Genomic DNA, 19908 nt, shown 5'->3' on the forward strand with positions numbered 1-19908 from the left:
CCGTTATTCGCTCCGGAAATCCGCGCCGCCGGGGCGGCGCGGCTCCCGTCCCGTCGTTCAGCCGGTCCGCAGCGAGGTCTGCCCCGGTGCCGCGGCGTTCACCAGGGCGGCCAGGTTGCCGACGCCCTGCTGGTTCGCGTAGAGCATCTGGTGGGCCTCGCCGATCTGGTCGAAGGTGCCGCACCAGGTGATGCACGGGTCGAGCCGGCCGTCCGCCATCAGCCCGATGACCGCGCGGTTCTCCCGGGTGTTCGAGGCGTGCGAGCCCTGGAGGCGCTTGCTGCGCATCCACAGGTAGCGCAGGTCGAGGTCGCCGTTGTAGCCGCTGGTGCCGCCGCAGAGCACGACCATGCCGCCGTTCTCGCAGACGAACAGCGAGGTCGGCAGGGTGTCCTCGCCGGGGTGCTCGACGACGATCTTCGGGTTGCGGCGCTCCCCGAGGATCTCCCAGATCTTCGCGCCGAACCGGCGGGCCTCCGCCGTCCAGGCCCGGCCGGCCGCCTCGTCGTCGAGGTCCGGCAGCCGACCCCAGTGGGTGAACTCCCGGCGGTCGATCACGCCCGCGGCGCCGAGGTCCAGGCAGAACTGGACCCGGTCCGGGTTGGAGACCACGGCGATCGGGATGCCGCCGAGCAGCTTCACGATCTGGATGGCCGCCGAGCCGACGCCGCCGGAGCCGCCCCAGATCAGCACCGGGTCGCCCGGGCGGACGTCGTGCGGGGCCCAGCCGGTCAGCTGCCGGTAGGCGGTGGCGCCGGTGACCAGGTAGCCGCCGGCGTCCTCCCAGGACAGGTTGGCCGGCTTGCGGTGGAGCTGGTGCTCGCGCACCACGGTGTACTGGGCGAAGGAGCCGTAGTTCGTCTCGTAGCCCCAGGCCCGCAGCGACTTCGAGGCGATCGGGTCGACGCCCGTGCGGACGTCCTCCGCCGTCTCGTCCCAGGTCGCTCCGGAAAGGATGACCTCGTCGCCGACCTTGAACTGCTTGACGCCCTCGCCGACGGCCCAGACGACTCCGGAACCGTCGCTGCCGCCGATGTGGAAATCCTCCTTCTCGCCGAGCAGCCGCTGTCTCATCGCGATGACGTCGATGGGTTCGCCGAGCGACGCCCAGACGTTGTTGTAGTTGATTCCGGCGGCCATGACGTACACCAGCACTTCGCCGTAACCGGGCTCCGGCACGTCGACGACCTCGGTCTGCATCGCCTTGAGGGGCTCGCCGAAGCGGTCCTGCCGGATGACGGTCGCGTACATCTGCTCGGGCACGAGGCCGAGCGGCGGAATCTCACCGAGTTCGTAGAGCGACTTGGACACGAACGACTCCTCTGGGCAGTTTTCCGGGATTTCCGAGGACCGGCTCGCAGAGCAGCTCTAGAACCGGTTCGAAACCGGCTGCCCTTCAACACGGTCGATTCGCGTGGATGAATGACGCGGCGGAACTTCGCGTGGACGGATGACGCGGAGGAACGGCGGAGCGGTCAGCCGAGCCTGGTGCGGATCCGGTCGACGACGGTGTTGGCGTGGGCGTTGAGGTAGAAGTGGCCACCGCGGAAGACTTCGAGCTCGAACGGGCCCGAGGTGTGCTCGGCCCACTTCCGGGCCTCGTCCACGGTGACCTTCGGGTCGTCGTCGCCGACCAGGGCGAGGACCGGCGCGGTGAGCGCGGCACCGGGGGTGGGGCGGTAGGTCTCGGCGGCCCGGTAGTCGCTGCGCAGCACCGGGAGGACCATCCGCACCATCTCCTCGTCGTCGAGGAGGTTGTTGTCGGTGCCGTCCAGCCGCTTGATCTCGGTGAGCAGGCCCTGGTCGTCGAGCTGGTGGAACCGCTCGTCGCGGTGGGCGCCGGGGGCGCGCCGCCCGGAGGCCCACACCGTGTGCGGCACGATGCCGAGGTCCTCCAGCCGCAGCGCCAGCTCGAACGCCACGGAGGCGCCCATGCTGTGGCCGAACAGCGACAGCGGGCGGTCGGCCCACGGCTTGACGACGTCGACCAGCAGGTCGGCCAGTTCCTGCACGGATTCCACGCAGGGCTCCTGGCGCCGGTCCTGACGGCCGGGGTACTGCACCGCGAGGACGTCGACCTGCGGCGACAGCGCGCGGGACACCGGGAAGAAGTAGCTCGCGGACCCGCCCGCGTACGGCAGGCAGATCAGCCGGTGCCGGGCCTCGGGCGCGGGGTGGTAGCGGCGCACCCACAGATCGTCGATAGCTGCCATGGTGACTGGAATCCCTCCGGCGGTCGGCGTGGTGGGACCGCGACACCGGTGAGGCACCGCCCGCGGACCTGCGGGACCGCGCGTCTCACCTTGATCCGCGGGCGGGAGCGCACGAGGGTTCGTGGCCGGCTCCGGTCGCCCGCTGTCCTGTCGGGACCTCAACGGCTCCTACCGTGACCGGCCCGGCCCGGCCCGACAACCCCTAGCCGCACGGCGCGGGCGCACGCGCGCGTGGTCCTGCGGCCGCCCTGGTAGGGGATGCCCGCCGGCGCCCGGCACCTTCCCGGGCCGCTGGAGCGCGGCGGCCGCGCGGGCGGTCGGGTCGCGCCGGGGCACGCCCTATGTCGGCGGCGCCGTCGGGGCAAGGGCGCCTCGTCGGACCGGGGGGGAGGTTAGGGGGCGGTGCCCGGCCAACTTTAGGGGTGCCGGCCGGCGGAACCGATCGAACCGGACGCGCTGATTCCACCGGTGGAACCGCCGCCGGCGCCCGGCCGGGGAATCCCCGGGGCCGGCGGTGGGACCTGCGGGCCTGGCAGGCAGAACGTGTGCGGAACGAACGCCTCCGATCCGTTCCGGCACCACCGAAAAGCCCCCGGGCCCTCCGTCCCATCGGATATGCGCACCGATCCGGAATGCGCCGTCACGTTTCGGCCATCACGGAGAAGTGGAACGGCTGATTCAGTTTCACCGCACCGGTGACTTAACGATCCGGGCCGGAGACCCGCAGCCGGCGCAGGGCGTGATGGACCAGCAGGTGCCCCCAGACCTCCTGCTCGACCCCCTCGGGCGAGCGCGAGCGCAGCACCCGCACGGCCTCCAGCTGATCGGCCGCCAGGTCCCGCAGGGCCCTCGCCCCCGACCTCCACGCGCCGTGCAGCGCGGCCAGCTCCGCGGCGGGGGCCCGCCCCGGGTCGAGGATCGTGGTGAGCAGCCGGCCCGGCTCCCCCGCCGAGGGGTCCTCGACCACCCGCACCACCGGCGCCCCCGCCGACCCCGTCGACCGGCCCGACCCGCCACCGCCGCGACCGCCCCCGTCGGCGGCGAACCCGGACAGGAACGAGCCGTCGCCCAGCAGCTGACGCACCGGCAGCACCGCGTCCGGACCGACCCGCCACAGCAGGTCCGCCCCGCCGGCCGAGGCGTCCCGCCACACCGCCGGAGCGTCGAACCCGCCCTGGTCGGCGAGCAGCAGGTCCCCGCCGCCGAGGCGGTCGAAGAGGCCCCGGGCCAGGTTCGGCACGGCGGCCGCCGACGGGCCGGTGGCCGCCGCGGCGACCGCGCCGGTGCCGCACTCGACCAGGGCCGCCAGCCGCACCCGCGGGTACCCGCCCCCGGGCTCCGGCGGTCCGAAGTACGCCACGTTCTCGGCACTGTCCGGCACCTCGATCGCCGCGCCCTCGACGGCGACCAGGCGCCGCCCCCGGTACCGGACACCCCCTACCTGCCCGACCTGCCCGGCCCGCCCGGCCTCCTCGACCGCCGCCGGCCGGACGACCTCGGCGAACAACTCCCTGAACGGCTCCGCCCCCAGCTTCACCCGGGCCCGCGAGATCGCCGCCGTACTGGGCACCTGCCCCGGCGCCGTGCAGCGCCCCGCCCAGGCCAGTCCCCGGACGAGCTTGCGGGCGACCTCCTGGTAGCCGTGGCCCGGGAACAGACACATCGCCAGGACCAGGTAGACCGTCACCTTCGGCGTCAGCAGGCGGTTCCGCTGCCCCTCCCGCCCGCACCGGGCCACCACCCGCTCCACCAGCTCCGGCGGGAACGACCCGGTCAGCAGCCCGACCGCGATGCGGTCGGGCAGTCCCCCGCCCGGTTCCGGGCCGAACTGCCCTGGTCGCGACATCCGACACCTCCTGAAACCACGCTACACGCACGATGCTTAAGTCACCGGTGTTGCGCTGAACGGAGTCCCTAGCGTTCGCCGTTGAAGTTCGCCTAGGGTGAAAGTAGATGCAAACCCGGGCACTCGGTCCCGCCGGCGTTCCCCTCGCGCTGTGTACACCGTGCATCTGAGTGATCACGCAACGTCATGGAGGCTCAAGGCAAAACGGGGGAGTCAGCCTTTCCGTTGCGGTGGATGCAAGGCTTTTACACAACAACTCGGAGGCATTCTTGCTGATTCGAGCCGAACAGCATGAAGCGTTGGAGTATTTACTGGACCTGTTCGAGGGACTGTCCTGCGGGAACGGTCGGGTGGTCCTCGTCAGCGGAACCCTGGGAAGTGGTAAGACCCAACTTCTGCACGATTTCTCGGCGCTGGCGGCAAAAGAAGGAGCACTGGTCCTCCAGGCGACCGGTTCGCGGGCGGAACGGGATCTCCCCATGGGGGTCATCGAGCAGCTGCTGCGCTGCGCCGAACTGCCGAACGAACTCGCCGCGGAAATATCCGCCCTGGTCGCGGAGGCGTTCGGCGACCACCTGGAACCCGACCACCGCTTCGAACGGCCGCAGGCCGTCGAGAACGAGACCATCCGTCGGCTCTGCAACGTCCTCCTGGGCGCCTGCGAGGGCCGGTCCGTGGTGGTCGGCATCGACGACGTGCACTTCGCGGACACCGCCTCGCTCCAGGCGCTGCTCTACCTCCAGCGCCGCATGCGCCCCCAGCGCATGCTCATGGTGCTCAACGAGTGGGACCGGCCGCAGCCCACACTGCCGCTGTTCCGCGCCGAGGTGACCCGCGCGCCGCACAGCAGGGTCCAGCTCAAGCCGATGTCCGAGGACACCGTCCGCACCATCCTGGAACGGACCCCGGACCACTCGATCGCGCCGCGACTCGCCCCGGCCGTCCACCGGCTGAGCGGGGGCAACCCGATCCTGGTCCACGCCCTGATCGAGGACAACCACCTCGACGCCACCCACGACCGGTCCCGGCCCGACGACCTGCCGCGCGTCGGCCGGTCCTTCGAAATGGCCGTCCTGGCCTGCCTCTACCGCTGGGAACCGCAGATCCTCGCGGTCGCCAGCGGCATGGCCGTCCTGCGCGAGCACGCCTCCCCGGCGCTGCTCGGCCGGCTGCTCGACCTCGACCAGCGGTGCGTCGGGCACGCGTTGGAGATCCTCACCAACGCCGGCCTGACCGCCGGCGACGAGTTCCGTCACCCGAACGTCGCGGCCGCCGTGCTCGCCTCGCTCTCGCGCACCGAGCAGACCACGCTGTACACCCGGGCGACGAAGCTCCGGCGCGACCTGGGCATGGCCACCACGGTCATCGCCGCCCAGATCGTCGCCGCGGGCGAGGCCGACGGCGACTGGACCGTACCGATCCTCACCGACGCCGCGGAGCAGGAGCTGGCCGAGGGGAAGACCTCGACCGCACACCTCTACCTCAACCTGGCGCTGGCCGCGGCCAACGACGACCAGCACCTGGCCACCCTGCGCACCTACGTCCACTCCACCTGGCAGACCAACCCCAGCGCGGTCGCCCCGCACACCAGCGCGCTGCGCGAGGCCCTGGTGGAGGGCAAGCTCACCGGCAAGGACGTCGTCGCGCTGATCCGGGCGCTGCTGTGGCGGGGAGACCTCACCACCGTCTCCACCGTCCTCGCGGAGGCGAAGCGCTCGCACCTCACCCTCGGGCACGAGGACGGCGTCGAACTCCTGCACGTCTTCCACTGGTTCTTCGGCCCGTCCTTCACCCGGTCCTGGAACCTCGACGAGCTCTGCGGCACCGGGAGCGGGGGCGCCTGCCTGCCCGCGGCCGCGGAGGCGATCGGGGTCTTCTCCCGGGTCTGGGCCCGGGGCGGCGACGCGGAGAGCGCCTCGCTCGCCGAACGCGTCCTGTCCTCCTGCCGGGTGGACGGGATGCCGCTGGAAGCGATCACCACGGCGATCCTCGCCCTCGCCGACGGGGACCAGCCCGGCCGGGCCCTGCTCTGGTGCGACGAGCTGATCGGCCACGCCACCCGTCGGGGTGCGACCACCTGGCTGGCCCAGCTCAAGGCGGCCCGGGCCGACGTGTGCCTGCGCGACGGGGACCCCGAGACCGCCGCCGAACTCGCCTCGGACGCCCTGTCGTTGGCGGGCGAGGAGAACTGGGGGGTGTCGATCGGCTACCCGCTGTCGGTGCTCATCCAGGCCCACCTCGCGCTGGGCCGGACGGACGACGCCGCCAAGGAGGCCGGCCGGGAGGTCCCGAGCGCCATGTTCGAGACCGTGATGGGCATCCGCTACCTGCACGCCCGCGGCCGGCTCGCCCTGGCGGCCGGGCGGACCACGGAGGCGCTCGACGACCTCCGGACCTGCGCCCGTCGGCTCAGGGTCTGGCAACTGGACATCCCCGCCCTGATCCCGCTGACCGCCAGCCTGGTCGAGGCCACCTTCCAGGCCGGTGACCCGGTCGCCGCCCGGGACCTGGCGGCAAGTCAGCTGCGGGAACCGTCCCTGGACGACCGCACCCGCGGCGCCCTGCTCCGGATCCTGGCCGACCACGACGGGGGCCGGGAGAAGCCCGCCCTGCTGCAGGAGGCCGTCGACCGCCTGCGGACGCCCGGCGACCGGCTCGAACCGGCCCGGACGGAGGCGGGGACCCAGCGGATCCGGGCCGGATTCGCCCCGGCCGTGGAACACGGGCGGTCCGTCGGCGACGGGTTCGGGCCCGACGAGGAACCGCGCGCGGACCCGCTCACCGACACCGGGCTCGGGGACTGCGGCGACCGCCGCCCGGCCGAGGACGGCCCGCGCGAGGACGACGAGCCGGCGCTCCCGCTGGGACCGCCCCCGGCGACCACCCCGGGCGGGGCGGTGGGCTCGCTGCTCACCGGCCTCAGCCGGGCCGAGCTCCGGGTGGCGAAACTGGCGGCCGAGGGCGACAGCAACCGGGAGATCAGCGACAAGCTCTGGATCACCGTCAGCACGGTGGAACAGCACCTGACGCGCATCTACCGCAAGCTGAGCCTGAGCGGCCGGGCCGGCCTGGCGAGCCTGCTCCGCTCGGAGCTGCTCCCGGGCGAGGTCGCCGTCTTCCGCGACGCACCCGGCGGCCCCGCCGACCGGGTCGGACCCGAAGTCGGCTTCCACGCCGTGGAGATGGCGTGCCGCGCCGCCTCCTCCGCGGATGCGCTGAAGGCCGTCGGCAACACGGCCGGCCTGGGCGCCGACGGAGTCGCCGTCGGCTGACACCGACCAGGGCGGTGCCACCGAGCGGATCGGTGGCACCGCCCTCCGCGTCGACGGGGTGCGGCGGCGCGCCCGCCGCTCAGGTGGCGGACAGCCGGCCGCGCACCCACGCGGGGTCCGGGTTGGTGTGCGGCCGGCCGTCCACGACGACGGTCGGCACGGTCTCGTTGCCGTCGTTGGCCGCCCGTACGACCGCCGCCGCCTCCGGGTCGCTCCAGATGTCGACCCAGTGCAGCCGCCGGGCCGACCGGCCGAGCCGAAAACGCAGCCGCAGGCAGTACTTGCAGCCCGGCCGCCAGTACACCACCGGCCGGCCGTCGGCCGCGCTGCGGCGCTGCGCCTCGGCCGCGCCGAGCGACTTCGGGAAGACCAGCGGCGAGTTCACGGCCGCGAGCCCGACGAACGGCACCAGGAACAGGACGGCCACCCCGCCGTTCCCTTCGAGGGCCGGGCCGCTCGCGACGGCCGCACCGCCGAGCACCAGCAGCAGCGGCAACATCCACACACGCATCATGGCGCCCCAGGTTATCCGGCCGCTTCCGACCCGTCAGACCCCCCGCCTGGACGGGGCGGCCCGGGCGGGGCGCTTCCGTTCGTGGTCCACCGTCTCGGCGACCCGCAGCGCGACCTCCTCGGGCTTCTCGTGCTCCCAGAAGCGGAGCACCGTCCAGCCCTCGTCCCGCAGGTGCTCCGTCGTCTCGGTGTCGCGCTCGATGTTGCGGCCCAGCTTGGTCCGCCACCATTCGGCGTTGCTCCTGGGGTGCGTGGCGTGCTGCGGGCACCCGTGCCAGAAACAGCCGTCGAGGAAGACCGCCACCTTCGGCCCCGGGAAGAGGATGTCCACCGTACGGCGAGGCATGCCCGGCACCGGCCGCTGGACACGGTAGCGGTACCCGCCGGCATGGAGCAGACGGCGGACGGCCAGCTCCTGGGCGGTGTCCCGCGATGCCTGTCGGCTCATGCGGGCGGAGACGGCGGGTGTGGACGGTACCGGCGACATGCTGCCATTCTCGTCCACCCGTCCGACAGTCGTACGCGGCCAGGGAGAGGCCGGTCGCCCGCCGCCGTCCCTCGGCTTCCCCGCTCAGGCGAGGTCGCGCACCCGGCGGATCGAACCGGCCAGCAGGATCGCCGGGCCGGCCAGGCTGCACACCGCCAGCAGGAGCAGCGCCGTGCGCGGGCCCCAGGCCGTGGAGGCGGCCCCGGCCAGCACCGCGCCGACCGGGATGGCGCCCCAGGAGACGAACCGGACGGTGGCCATCACCCTGGGCAGCAGCTCCGGCGGGGTGTGGGTCTGCCGGTGGGTGCGGGTGACGATGCTGGTGACCACCACTCCCGCCGAGAAGCCCGCGTTGCCGACGGCGAACACCAGCGCCGCCCAGCCGGAGCCGGCCGCCGGGAGCAGGAAGGTGAAGAGCGCGGCGGTCAGCGCCGACCTCCGCAGGGCGCCGCCGCTGCCGATCCGGGAGACCACCCGGGGCGTGAGGGCGGCGCCGATCAGGCTGCCCAGGCCGCCGGTGGCCATCAGGGCGCCGACGGCGGCGGCCGGCGCGCCGAGGGTGTCGACCAGGAACACCGGGGTGAGTGTCATCAGCCCGCCGGCGACGAAGTTGACCGCGGTGGCGTCGGCGGCGCACGGCCCGATCACCGGGTGCCGGGTGACGAAGTGCCAGCCCTCGCGGATCTGTTCCCGCATCCCCGCGCCGGCCGGGCGGGCGACGGCGGACCGTTCCGCGCGCGGCAGGCTGCGCAGCAGGGCCGCCGAGACCAGGTAGCTGACCGCGTCCAGCACCATCGCGGCCGCGCCGCCGACGAGTTGGACCAGCACCCCGCCGAGCGAGGGGCCGGCCAGCTCGGTCGCGGCGCTGCTGCCGGAGAGCAGGCTGTTGCGGGCGGTCAGCTCCTCCCTGGGGACGATGGAGGGCAGGAAGGTGGAGTTGCCGACGTCGAAGACCACGCTCGCCAGCCCGACCAGCAGCGCGACCGCCACCAGGTGCGGCAGGCCGAGGCCGCCCAGCGCGGCCGCCACCGGAACCGAGGCCACGGCCAGCCCGCGCACCAGGTCCGTCACCACCTGGGTGCCGCGCAGCGGGAGCCGGTGGACCAGGACGCCGGCCGGCAGTCCGACCAGCAGCCACGCCAGGTACCCGGCGCCGGTGATCAGGCCGACCTGCCAGGCCGTCGCGTGCAGGGTGAGCACGGCGATCAACGGCAGGGCGACACTGGTCACCTGGTCCCCGAGCCGGCTGACCAGCGATCCCGTCCAGTAGCGCCAGAACACTCCTGCCGAAGTCCGGCGTCGCGCCTCGTGCTCCGCTCCCCGGTCCGCCGCGACCGCTGTCCGCGTCGTCACATCCACCATCGGGCCCACCCCTTCTGTCGCAACCTGTCCACTGCACCGGACCGGGCGTCAGCCGCCGCGTCCTCACCGACCGCCTCAAGGCGCCGGTCGCCGCCGGGGTGCTGGAGAAGCGGCCCGCCGCGTGCACGGCCGGACCGACCACCGGCTGCCCGAGCCGGAACTCCCCGCCGCCACAGGCGAGTCGACCGACCCCGTGGCACCCGGCGCCACCTGGACGGTGACCGCCGCGCCGCGCCTGCCCACCTTCCGGGCGGCGGGCGTCGACCGGCTCAAGGCGGCTCACCCTCGTACTGGACGCCACCCGCACTGTCCGCGGGGTCCTCTGTCCGGTGATCGAGCCGGCGGGATCGGTCGAGGACGCCCTCGCCCCGATCGACGGGCTCGCACCACAGTGATGGCAGGCCGCAACCGGCCCGCCCCGACGCACCGGGCGTCCGCACAGCCGCCCGGGTCCTGACGTGCCCCTGCCCAACTCAGCCGACGCCCACACCCCGGGGGGCCAAACGCGCCACGGCCGCACCACGGCGCCCCGGCCGGTCGCCCCGGCCCCGCCCCGGCCGGCTCCCGGCCGACTCCGCCGGAGGACTACCCGGAGGACTCGCTTCCAGATTGTGACGTGCCCCTGTCTAGTTCGTTCCCGTCCTGGTGTGGTGGGATGAGGCCTCACGGGGATGAACCGCTGACGGGGGTGTGTACTGGTGCGGAGTGGATGGCTGCGGGAGCTGGACGGGGACGCGGCGCGCCTGACGGCCGTGGGGCTGGTGCGGCTGGGGGCACAGGACTGGCTGAGTACGGAGGCCGGGGAACCGGCCTGGATGGGCGGACTGCGGGCGGCCTCGTTCGCCGATGCCTGGCTGGCGTTCGGCGACGGACCCGCGTCCGGACTGCGGGTGCCCGCGCCGGCGCTCCTGCGGGCCCTGGTGGCCCGGGCCGCGGAGCTGGTGCTGCGCTCCTGCCGGGAGGACGGGCCGGCGGCGCTGGAATGGCTGGGGCAGCGCTCGGCGGAGGCTCGTGACCAGGCGCAGCGCGAGGGCGCCTCGCACCCGGCCGAGCCCTGTGCGCTGACCCTGGTGTGGCACGGCGTCCAGGCGCTGACCGCCGAGGACGGGCCGTGCCACGCCCGCCGGATCGAGGAGCGCGGCGAGGCGTACGTACGGGAGCGGCACCGCCGCCAGGACACCCTGGCGCTGGTGCTGTGCTGCACCCGGATCGCCGCGGCCGCGCTGGTGGAGCTGTGCGAGGGCGATCCGGAACGGGTCGGCGGGTGGCTGGAACAGGACGCGGCGCGTTCCATGCCGCGCGACGGCCGGGTGCCGCTGTGGGTGCCGGGCCGGCCCGCTCTGCCGGCCGGCTGAGCGCGCCCGCCCTGGTGGGCCCGGCCCGGCCGCCGAGCCGCGCCGGGCCCACCAGGGCCGCGAACAGGCCCGTCAGGCCGCGTCGAGCAGCCGGGCGACCTCCGTCATGGCCGGCCCCAGCGGCAGGTCGAGCCGGAGCGCGGCGAGTTCGTCGCCGCGCGTCGGCCCCTGGTTGACGATCGCGACCGGCAGCCGCGACCGGGCGGCGCGGCGCACGAAGCGCAGCCCGGACAGCACCGCCAGCGAGGAGCCGAGGACCACCAGCGAACTGGCCGCGTCGACCAGTTCGAAGCAGTGCTCGACCCGGGGCGGCGGGACGTTCTCGCCGAAGAAGACCACGTCGGGCTTGAGCACTCCGCCGCAGTCCGTGCAGGCGGCGACCCGGAAGCCGTCCACCACGGGCTGCGGCAGCCGCGCGTCGCCGTCGGGCCGCAGCTCCGCCCCGGTCGGCCGGAAGCCGTGGTTGAGCTCCTCCAGCCGCCGGTCCAGCTCGGCCCGGGCGCTGGAGCGGCGACAGTCGAGACAGACCACCCGGCGGAGTCCGCCGTGCAGCTCGACGGCCTCCCGGGTGCCGGCCGCGTGGTGGAGACCGTCCACGTTCTGGGTGATGACCGCCGCGACGTGCCCGGCCCGGCGCAGCCGTTCCACCGCGTGGTGTCCGGCGTTGGGCCGGGCTCCGGCGATCGCGGGCCAGCCGCTGTGGCTGCGGGCCCAGTAGCGGCGCCGGGCGTCGGCGCTGCCGGTGAATTCCTGGTACGTCATCGGGGTGCCGCTGCGGCGGCGGCCGGTGGCGCCGCGGTAGTCGGGGATCCCGGACTCGGTGGACAGGCCCGCCCCGCTGAGCACCACCGTGCCACGCCGCTCCAGCAGCCCTACCAGGGCTTCCAGCCGCTCCCCCGGTGGCACGGCGGCCCGTCCGCCCGGGTGTTCGAACGCGTCCATACCGTCGAGGTTAGACCGACGACGGCCCCCGGTTCCCCTCCCGGCCGGAGGGATCCTCGGCGGCGCCGGTGGCGAAGGCCGCGATCCGCTCCAGGGGCGGGTTCCAGCCCCGGGTGGTGTCCACGGCCAGGCAGGGGGCGTCCAGCTCGATCGGTGTCCAGGACTCGATCGGCCGCTCGCCGCGCGCGATGCGGCGCAGCAGTTCGCCGTCCGCGTGGACGGCACGGCCGGGCGTCCCGGCGGCCCGGCGGGCGATCCGCTCGCGGGCGGCCTCCGGGTCCACGGTGCACCGCACGATGCGCAGTTCGGCGAGGTCGGCGAGCGGCGTCAGCCCGGGCCGCCACAGCCGGTCCTGGTAGGCCGCCTCGGCCACCAGGTCCGTTCCCGCGCGCAGGTGCCGCTCGGCGGTGCGGAAGAACTCGTGCAGCGTCCGCCGGTCCAGGTCCTCGGCCGGCGCCTCCCCGGCGGCGGCCATCCGCTCCTTGATCTCGTCCCGGCAGACCGCCGGCCGGCCGAGCGCGTCGGCGAGGGCGTGCGCCAGCGTCGTCTTGCCCGCCCCGGGCGGGCCGCTCACGACGAGCAGGCGCGGGCGGCGGTCCGCGGCCGGGCGGCGGTCCGCGGCCGGAGTCCGGTCCGCGGCCGGGCGGCGGTTCACGGCCGGCGCGCCCAGGCGGAGATCATCGGGGCGGTGGCCAGGTCGAGCCGGCCGCCGGCGACGTTGGCCAGGTGGCGGTCGATCTCCTCGTCCGTAGCGAGCCCTTCCCGCACCAGCAGCCCGCGGATCTGCCGGACCGTCGCGTCCTCCAGGACCGCGCAGGCCGGCGAGGTGATCGGGAAGTAGGCGTCGGCCCGGACGTCGACGAGGCCGGCCTCGCGCAGCGCCCGGGGCAGCGTCCGCCCGTACGCGAGGTCGGCGCCGCGCCCGGCCATCAGGGTGCGGAAGCCCGACCGCAGCCGGTTGGCGAGGCGCTCGTCGGGCCCGGACTCGTCCGGGCAGAGCAGCGGCTGGAGGGCCGGGTCGGCGTCCTCCAGGAGCAGCCGGCCGCCGGGGCGCAGCGCCTGGACCATCCGGCGCAGGGCCTCGGCGCGGTCGGCGACGTGCACCAGGACCAGCCGGGCGTGCACCAGGTCGAAGCCGCCGGGCGGCGGCGGGTCGGCGGCCACGTCGTGGCGCAGCACCTCGATCACGCCGCCGGCGGCGGGGGCGGTCCAGGAGACGTCGATGTCGGTGGCGACCACCGTGCCGGTCGGGCCTACGCGTTCGGCGAGCCCGAGCGGCACCGAGGGGCCGCCCGCGCCGACCTCCCAGCAGCGCATGCCGGGGCCGATCCCGAGGGCGTCGACGTGCCGGAAGGTCACCGGGTCGAACAGCTCGGCGAGGGCGCGGAAGCGGATGCCCGCCTCCGACTGGCGGTTGTCCAGGAGGTAGCCGTGGTCGCTGTCGTGCTCAGCCATGCCGGAATTCTCGCAGGCGGCGGGGTCGCCGGGTGCTCCGGCCCCTCGGGGCCGCGGGGCCGGGTCGGTGAGCCGGCGTTCAAGCCGCCTCCGGAGACGGCGAGTTGGGGTTTATTGACGAAAAGTCAGCAAGTTCGTCCCATCGCCTTGACGGCGCACGGTCACGGCTGGACCGTAGGGAAACCGGAAACGCCGCGCGCTCCCCGGTCCCCACCGCTCGGGAGCCGCGAGAGGACGTCTTCTCGCCCCTCACCGAGGAAGAGGTTTTCCCATGCGCTTCGGCCCGTCGAACAGGGTGTCATTGTAGTCGCGACCCTCTGCAGCTCCACTGCGCCCGACAACCTGCGCCTCACAGCGTCCCCAGCAGCAATGTGAAGCAGAGGCGCCCCGGCCGCCGACGCGGCGGAACTGACCCCCTTGACCCCCAGCGGTCGAACTGGCGTCTGACTGATGCTCGCCAGTCCAGATTTCGCAGGTCAGGGCCTATCTCGTCCACCCCGCATGACGCTTGATGCCGACTCATGACACCCAGTCCGTGAGAGGCGCGTGAGAGGCGGCGCGCGAGCGAGAGTTCGAGAGTGACTTGCCTCACGCTCGACTTGCCATTCGATCCGACCGCGCCAGGACCGCACTGGCACGTGGGTGCAGCCAGAAGCAGGAGACTCACCGCCAGTGTCGAGCGTCACCACGTGGCCGACGGAGCAGGTGAAGCCGAGGGAGAACCTGGGGACGGCCCAGGAGCCCGGCTCGTCGTGGAGAACGGCCAGACCCATCTCCTGCAACTGCTCGACCAGTTGGAAGGCCAACGCACGATACGCGTCAAGGCCGCAGAACCGGTCCGCGCTCTCCTCTGGACGCGGCCGGGGGATCCACGCGTCGGCGGCGCGAAGTGCCTCGCCGCGCTCGATGTGGAAGACCATCTCGAACTGCGGTTGCCTGGCGAGGGCCATCCTGGCGCAACGCGACTATCCATACCCCTCGAGCAACACTACGATGGCCACTCGTCGATTTTGCGAATGAACCGGCCTGTCATCGAGCCCGCCCGGCACCTGCTGGCGATCAGCGACTGGAGGTGCCTGAGGCGGCGTGCTGAAGACCGCGCCGTCGATGCGTCGCTCTGTAGCCCTGCGCGGAGATCGGGCTGCAGCGGGGTGCATCCGGCTTGGCCGGACGAACTCTCGCACCCGCGCTTGGAAGCGGCACCTCCGAGAACGCGGCAAGGAGTGCGTCCAGGACGCGAAGCCAACATTGGGATTTTTGGCCGAATCTTATGCCTGTTCTGATGCATCGTCAGGATAATGAGCAGACCGACAACCGAGCGCCGGGAGACGTGCAGTGGCAGTGGCGGGACAGAAACGGCTGTTGCACGACGCGGTGGTCGTCGTCCCTGGGATCATGGGCAGTGAGCTGATCGACACGGATGCCGGCAAGGTGCTCTGGGGTGCGCCGCACCTCTTTCGGTACTCAGCCCGGATGCAACTCGACCGGTTCAAGTCGTTGGCCCTGACCGACGACGAACGCGCCGGGAGCACTGGGCGGATTACGCCGAGGGGACTGCTATCCGTCCACGAGTGGTTCCCCAACCTTGGTGGGATAGAGCCGTACAGCAAGCTCGTCGGGGATCTCCGGGCCAATGCTGTCCACCCCCATGCGGTGGCGACCTTCGCCTACGACTGGCGACTGTCCGTCCGTCACAACGGAGCCAGGCTCGCCGAGTTCGCGAACCAGCACCTGGCGACGTGGCGTTCCCACCCCGAACACGGCAGGCACATGGTGAGCACGGGAGAGGACCGGCCCGGGCAACTCCTCTTCGTCGCGCACTCGATGGGCGGGCTACTGGTCCGTGAGGTGTTCGCGACGCCGGGGGCGGCGGACGAAGTAGCCGGCGTGCTCACAGCAGGCACCCCCTTCGCCGGTTCCGTGAAGGCAGCGGTCGTCCTCAGCACCGGCAGGAACGGTGCCCCGTGGCTTCCTCGCGAGGAGCTGCGCGAGGTCGGACGGACCATGCCTGGGTTGTACGACCTCCTGCCCAACTACCGGTGCCTGTGGGACGGTGAAGCAACCAAGCATCTGTCGGCCGAGGACATCGTGGCGATCGGCGGCGACGCAGACTTGGCGGCCGACACGCTCTCCTGGCAGCAGCAACTGGCAAGCGTCCGGCTCCGTGACCACCGCTTGGTGGTCGGCGTCCGGCAGTCCACGTCTGCCAGCCTGCACATCGATTCCGGAGAAGTCGTGGCTTCCGGGGAACTGCCGAGGCGGAAGGACGGAGTTCTGCTACGGCATCCGGACGGCAGCCCGATGCGCCAGGTCCTGGGCGGCGACGGCACCGTCTGCACCGCCGCGGCGCAGCATGGTGCGGCCGTAGAGATCCCCGTTGCACGCAAGCACGGAACGCTGATGTCAGGCAACCTGGTGCGCAACATGGCAGTGTCCCTGCTCAGCCGCGTCCGCGGACTGGAGGAACTCGGCGACGTTCTCGGCGACGGCGAGTTCACCCTCGACGCGCCCGAGGCTGTCAGGCTCGGAGAGGAGTTCACCATCCGGCTGGCAGGCACCTCGAACCCCGCCGCCGCGAACTGCACGGTGGAGGAGGTGACGGGATCCCGCGCCAGCGTCCGCACCGTGCTGCGCCGCGACCGCGAGAACACGGACACCCTCTCCGCTGCTTGCACCCTGACCCAACCCGGCCTCTACCGCATTGAGGTCTCCGGAGGCACCGAACCCATCTCGCACTTCATCATGACTGCAGCGGCGAACGCCTGATCGATGCGCTGCACACAACCCGGCACCGACGACGGCGAGGCGTGCACCGGCGCAGCCGACACGATGCCCGGCAGCGGGTACGGCGAGGACCACGTGGCGGAAATGCCGGTCTTCGCCATCCCCGTCGACACCTTCAACGGCAAAAAGGACGTCGCTGCCACCGCGGAGGCCGCCCGCATCACAGAACTGCTGGGCCAGCTCGGCGCGGTCGCCCGCCCGTGGGAACGGACAGTGCCGACCGACCTGACCGCCATCGACGACCGGCTGGCCGCCTGGGCCGCAGGGGGCGGTGCCAGGACCTCTGCGTTGCTCTGGATCGGCCACGGCAGAACGCTCGGAGCCCGGGCCGAACTGCTCGTCCCTGCAAGGGCGGACAGCGAGCGGGACGCCGGATTCGTTCCGCAGAGCCTGGCCCGCCACCTCGACGACGAGTACCTGTCCCGGGAAGAACGGCACTGGGCCCTGGTCATGGTGGAGGCCTGCGGTGCCGCCGGCTTCATGGACCAGGTGGAAGGCGAGCTCCGCTGGCTGCAACGGACCGCGGGCGGGGACTTCGGTGCTCTGCTGATCGGATCCGGGGAGAACCACGCTCCGGGGCACCTCGGAACCCTGTACACCGAACTCGCCCGGGTCCTGGCCGGCTACACCGATCACGACGCCGACATACGCCCGGCGGACCTCGCCTCCCGGCTCGACGGCGGCCACGGGCTGGTCGTCAAGCAGATCGGCATCGGCCGCTCCTTGCCGCTGCGCCGACGCCCCGTGCGGCCGCTGCCGGTGACGGCCACGGTCGAGGACTACCGGCGCCTTCACCGCCTGCTCGACGCACCGGGCGACAGCGCGCTCGCCCACTTCCTGCGCAAGGGGGTTTCCAGCGGGCCCGCGGAGCTGTCCTGGGGATTCACCGGCCGCACCGGCGACCGGGAGGCCGTCGTCGAGTGGCTCGCCGACACCTCGGCACCGGACATCCTCGCCGTCACCGGAGACCCCGGTGTCGGCAAGTCCGCGTTCCTCGGCAACCTGCTGATGCACGCGCACCCGGGGATCGGCGCCGAGCTGGAGGCAGCCGGTTTCGGCGAACAGCTCCAGCCGGGACTCGACCTGCCGCCGTTCGACGCCGTCCTGCACCTCGCCGGGGCCGACCCCCGCGAGGTGATCGAGCAACTCGCCGCCGCGTTCGGCGTCCCGGGCGCTCCGGTGCCCGAGCACTCGGCCGAGAGCCGCCTCGTCGCCCTCGAAGCCGCCCTCTGCGAACGCGGCCGGCTGAACGTCCTCGCCGACGCCCTCGACGAGGCTGACGAGCCGCTGCTCGTCGCCGACCTCCTGCGGGCGCTGGCCCAGTTGCCCGGCGTCCGGCTGATCGTGGGCACTCGCCCCGACGCGACGCCGGGAGAACCGGGAGCAGTTCCGGCGCGGACGCTGCTCGACGCGCTCGGCGAGGGAACCGGGCAGGCGCGGGTGCTCCGGCTGGCCGGGGATCCGGCAGCGGTCCGCAGCTACGTCGCGGCGAGCCTGCGGGCACTCGGGAACCCGGAGGCCGTCGCGTTCGTCGCACAGGCCGCGGCGGAACGCGTCGCGGACGGATCGTGGCAGTTCCTCCAGACGGCGCTCGTCGTCCAGGAGATCGAGCACCGACCGGAGTTGCTCACCTCCGGCCTTCGCCCTGACCTCGATCGGCTGCTGGCCCAGGACGGGGGCGGGCTCCTGGACGGTGCGCTCGCACGCATCACCGACGGGTTCCCCGCCGCGGAGCACCTGCTCGCGGCCCTCGCCCACACCCGGGGCCGCGGCCTGCCACGCGCGGACCAGGTGTGGGCCACCGTCGCCGGGGCGTTCGCCCCGGACGGCGCCGCCCCTGCCGACACCGACATCACCCGCCTGCTCGGCCGCGCCGCCGCCTACGTCCTGATCGACGGAGACGAACGGCAGACCGTGCACCGGCTCGCCCACCGTACGTTCGCCGACGCGCTCAGGGCACGGTCCGGGACCGGCCGCCAGGTCGCCGTCGTCCGCGCCCTGACCGAACTCGTGGAACGCGGCACCGAGTTGTCCGAGAGCCCGGCCAACGGCTACCTCGCACGCCACCTCTCCGGCCACGCCGCCGCCGCAGGACCGGCGGGCTGGCGTGAACTGGCGGCGTCCCCGCGTGCTCTGGACGAGACCGCGCTGCCCGATCTCGGCCGGGACGTCCTCGCGGCCCGCCTGACGCTTCCCCGGGGAGGCCCCGCCGAGCACCTCCCCCCGGAAGTGCTCGGCAGCCTGACCGCGGCCCCGCTGATCCGTGCCGCCCGGCCCGCCGACCGACCGGGACTGCGCCAGCTGGGTGCGTTGCGCACCACCGGCCGGCTGCCCCAGGCGGGCCCGGGGGCGTCGTGGCGGGTGAGCTGGGGGCTGCTGCACCGCCGGGCCCCGCACCTGACCCTCGGCGGGCACACCCGGCCGGTCCGTGCCCTGGCCTCCTGGAACGAGAGCAGCCCGAGGTTCGTCAGCGGGGCGGAGGACGGCTCGGTCATGGTCTGGGATCCGTGGTTCAGCCACGCCCCGGTCGCGGTCGTGCCGGGTCCGCCCCGCGTGGGGCTCACGGCGCTGGCGGCCCTCGCTCCGGCCGGCGGCCGCGGGCCGATGGTGGCCGTCGCTCACGGCGACAAGACCGTTCGGGTGTGGGACGTCTCCGCCGGACCGCGGAAGGTCGCGGAGTTCGACACGCTCGACTTCGTGGTGGACATGGCCGTCGCGCCGGGATGCAGCGGGCGGTTGACCCTGGTCGGGCCGCGCTACATCGCCGTGGTCGACCTCGACGACCAGGTGCCGCGCCCGCGCACCGGCCCGCCCTACGGCAAAGCGCACGCCGTCGTCGCCCTCGACGCGCGGCGGGTGGTCACCGGCACCGACACCCACCTGGTCCTCTGGGACGTCGCCGGGGAGGCGCCCAAACGCGTGGCGAAGGCACCCGCGGACGAGCCACAGGCTTCGCTCACCCTGCTGCCCGGTGCCGGGCGGCCGACGCGTCTGGTCGGCGCCGACACCGAGAACGGCGGGCGCCGAGTGACCTTCTGGACGGTCGACGGGAACGACCGCCTCGCACCCGACGGCGCTCCCATGGCCACCGGACCGGCCGGACTGGTCGCCCTCGCCGGGATCGCCCGCCCCGGCGGAACCCCTGGGCTGCTGACCGGGACCAGGGACGGCGTGCGGCTGTGGGACCTCACCACCCGCAGCAGCATCACCGAGATCCGTGCCGACGGACCTGTCGGCGGGGCCCGGATCGCCACCGTCGCCGGTCCCCCCGGATACGCGGAGGCCACCGTCCTCCCGGTCACGGCGAGCTCGCTGGACACCCGGATCCGGGTGTGGGACCCGACGCCCCCGCAGGCGGCCGGCCTTCCCGTCGTGACCGCGCGCGGGCAGCGCGTCACCCGCATGCTCGCCGCCGACGGCGAAGAACTGATCACGGTCCACTGGGACGACGGCACGGCACGGACCTTCGCCGCCTCCGACGGGACCGGGCGTCAGGCCGACGGCGCCAGGCCTGCACCGCTGGCACCGTGCGACGGAGGCATACCGGACGACCTGGGGGCGCCCGTACGAGGCCGAGCGGCACTCGACCGCGGGCGGACCGCCGTACTGGTCGAGGACGGAGTGGTGGTGCTGGAGACGGCGCCGACCGAGCGGTAGACACGAGGGGAACAGGTTTCCG

The 19908-nt window shown here is 73.5% G+C and carries 13 protein-coding genes; 4 read left to right on the plus strand and 9 right to left on the minus strand.

Annotated elements, in window-relative coordinates; genetic code table 11:
• Positions 1-57: 57 nt before the first annotated feature.
• The 3 genes from ccrA to ACFVHV_RS28915 form a co-directional block, all read right to left on the minus strand.
• Positions 58-1311 (minus strand): crotonyl-CoA carboxylase/reductase, encoded by a 1254-nt coding sequence (ccrA, locus tag ACFVHV_RS28905; protein ID WP_359898534.1) that lies wholly within the window; start codon positions 1309-1311, stop codon positions 58-60.
• 164 nt (positions 1312-1475) lie between these two features.
• Positions 1476-2213 (minus strand): alpha/beta fold hydrolase, encoded by a 738-nt coding sequence (locus tag ACFVHV_RS28910; protein WP_359898533.1) that lies wholly within the window; start codon positions 2211-2213, stop codon positions 1476-1478.
• A 700-nt stretch (positions 2214-2913) separates the two neighbouring features.
• On the minus strand, positions 2914-4059 hold the full coding sequence (locus ACFVHV_RS28915) for a transposase domain-containing protein (protein ID WP_380354761.1): 1146 nt from the start codon (positions 4057-4059) through the stop codon (positions 2914-2916).
• 230 nt (positions 4060-4289) lie between these two features.
• Between ACFVHV_RS28915 and ACFVHV_RS28920 the strand changes: the two genes are divergently transcribed.
• Positions 4290-7331 carry an AAA family ATPase gene (locus ACFVHV_RS28920; RefSeq protein ID WP_380354795.1) on the plus strand — a complete coding sequence of 1014 codons (3042 nt, stop codon included), beginning with the start codon at positions 4290-4292 and terminating at the stop codon, positions 7329-7331.
• Between the two features lie 79 nt (positions 7332-7410).
• Here the strand turns inward: ACFVHV_RS28920 and ACFVHV_RS28925 are convergent, their stop codons facing one another.
• From ACFVHV_RS28925 to ACFVHV_RS28935, 3 genes are all read right to left on the minus strand, one after another.
• A complete protein-coding gene (locus tag ACFVHV_RS28925; protein ID WP_380354763.1) occupies positions 7411-7845 on the minus strand; it encodes a glutaredoxin domain-containing protein in 435 nt (144 codons plus the stop codon).
• 33 nt (positions 7846-7878) lie between these two features.
• A complete protein-coding gene (locus ACFVHV_RS28930; protein WP_380354766.1) occupies positions 7879-8331 on the minus strand; it encodes a very short patch repair endonuclease in 453 nt (150 codons plus the stop codon).
• Between the two features lie 84 nt (positions 8332-8415).
• Complete coding sequence (locus ACFVHV_RS28935; RefSeq protein WP_380354768.1) at positions 8416-9693, minus strand: MFS transporter; 1278 nt, start codon at positions 9691-9693, stop codon at positions 8416-8418.
• 698 nt (positions 9694-10391) lie between these two features.
• Between ACFVHV_RS28935 and ACFVHV_RS28940 the strand changes: the two genes are divergently transcribed.
• Complete coding sequence (locus ACFVHV_RS28940) at positions 10392-11048, plus strand: hypothetical protein (protein ID WP_380354771.1); 657 nt, start codon at positions 10392-10394, stop codon at positions 11046-11048.
• A gap of 72 nt (positions 11049-11120) precedes the next feature.
• Here the strand turns inward: ACFVHV_RS28940 and ACFVHV_RS28945 are convergent, their stop codons facing one another.
• The 3 genes from ACFVHV_RS28945 to ACFVHV_RS28955 are packed head-to-tail and all read right to left on the minus strand — an operon-like array spanning position 11121 to position 13445.
• Entirely contained in the window at positions 11121-11990 is an 870-nt protein-coding gene (locus tag ACFVHV_RS28945; RefSeq protein ID WP_380354774.1) for an NAD-dependent protein deacetylase, read from the minus strand.
• A gap of 10 nt (positions 11991-12000) precedes the next feature.
• Positions 12001-12645 carry an AAA family ATPase gene (locus tag ACFVHV_RS28950; protein WP_359898525.1) on the minus strand — a complete coding sequence of 215 codons (645 nt, stop codon included), beginning with the start codon at positions 12643-12645 and terminating at the stop codon, positions 12001-12003.
• Positions 12642-13445 carry a methyltransferase domain-containing protein gene (locus ACFVHV_RS28955; protein ID WP_359898524.1) on the minus strand — a complete coding sequence of 268 codons (804 nt, stop codon included), beginning with the start codon at positions 13443-13445 and terminating at the stop codon, positions 12642-12644. The genes ACFVHV_RS28950 and ACFVHV_RS28955 overlap by 4 nt, the downstream gene beginning before the upstream one ends.
• A gap of 1335 nt (positions 13446-14780) precedes the next feature.
• Here ACFVHV_RS28955 and ACFVHV_RS28960 point away from each other — a divergent pair.
• Together ACFVHV_RS28960 and ACFVHV_RS28965 are read left to right on the plus strand one after the other, a co-directional pair.
• Entirely contained in the window at positions 14781-16211 is a 1431-nt protein-coding gene (locus tag ACFVHV_RS28960; protein ID WP_380354777.1) for a hypothetical protein, read from the plus strand.
• Between the two features lie 3 nt (positions 16212-16214).
• Complete coding sequence (locus ACFVHV_RS28965) at positions 16215-19886, plus strand: hypothetical protein (protein ID WP_380354778.1); 3672 nt, start codon at positions 16215-16217, stop codon at positions 19884-19886.
• Positions 19887-19908 lie beyond the last annotated feature (22 nt).

The sequence above is a fragment of the Kitasatospora sp. NPDC127116 genome (genome assembly GCF_042677365.1).
Classification (GTDB): domain Bacteria; phylum Actinomycetota; class Actinomycetes; order Streptomycetales; family Streptomycetaceae; genus Kitasatospora; species Kitasatospora lactacystinica.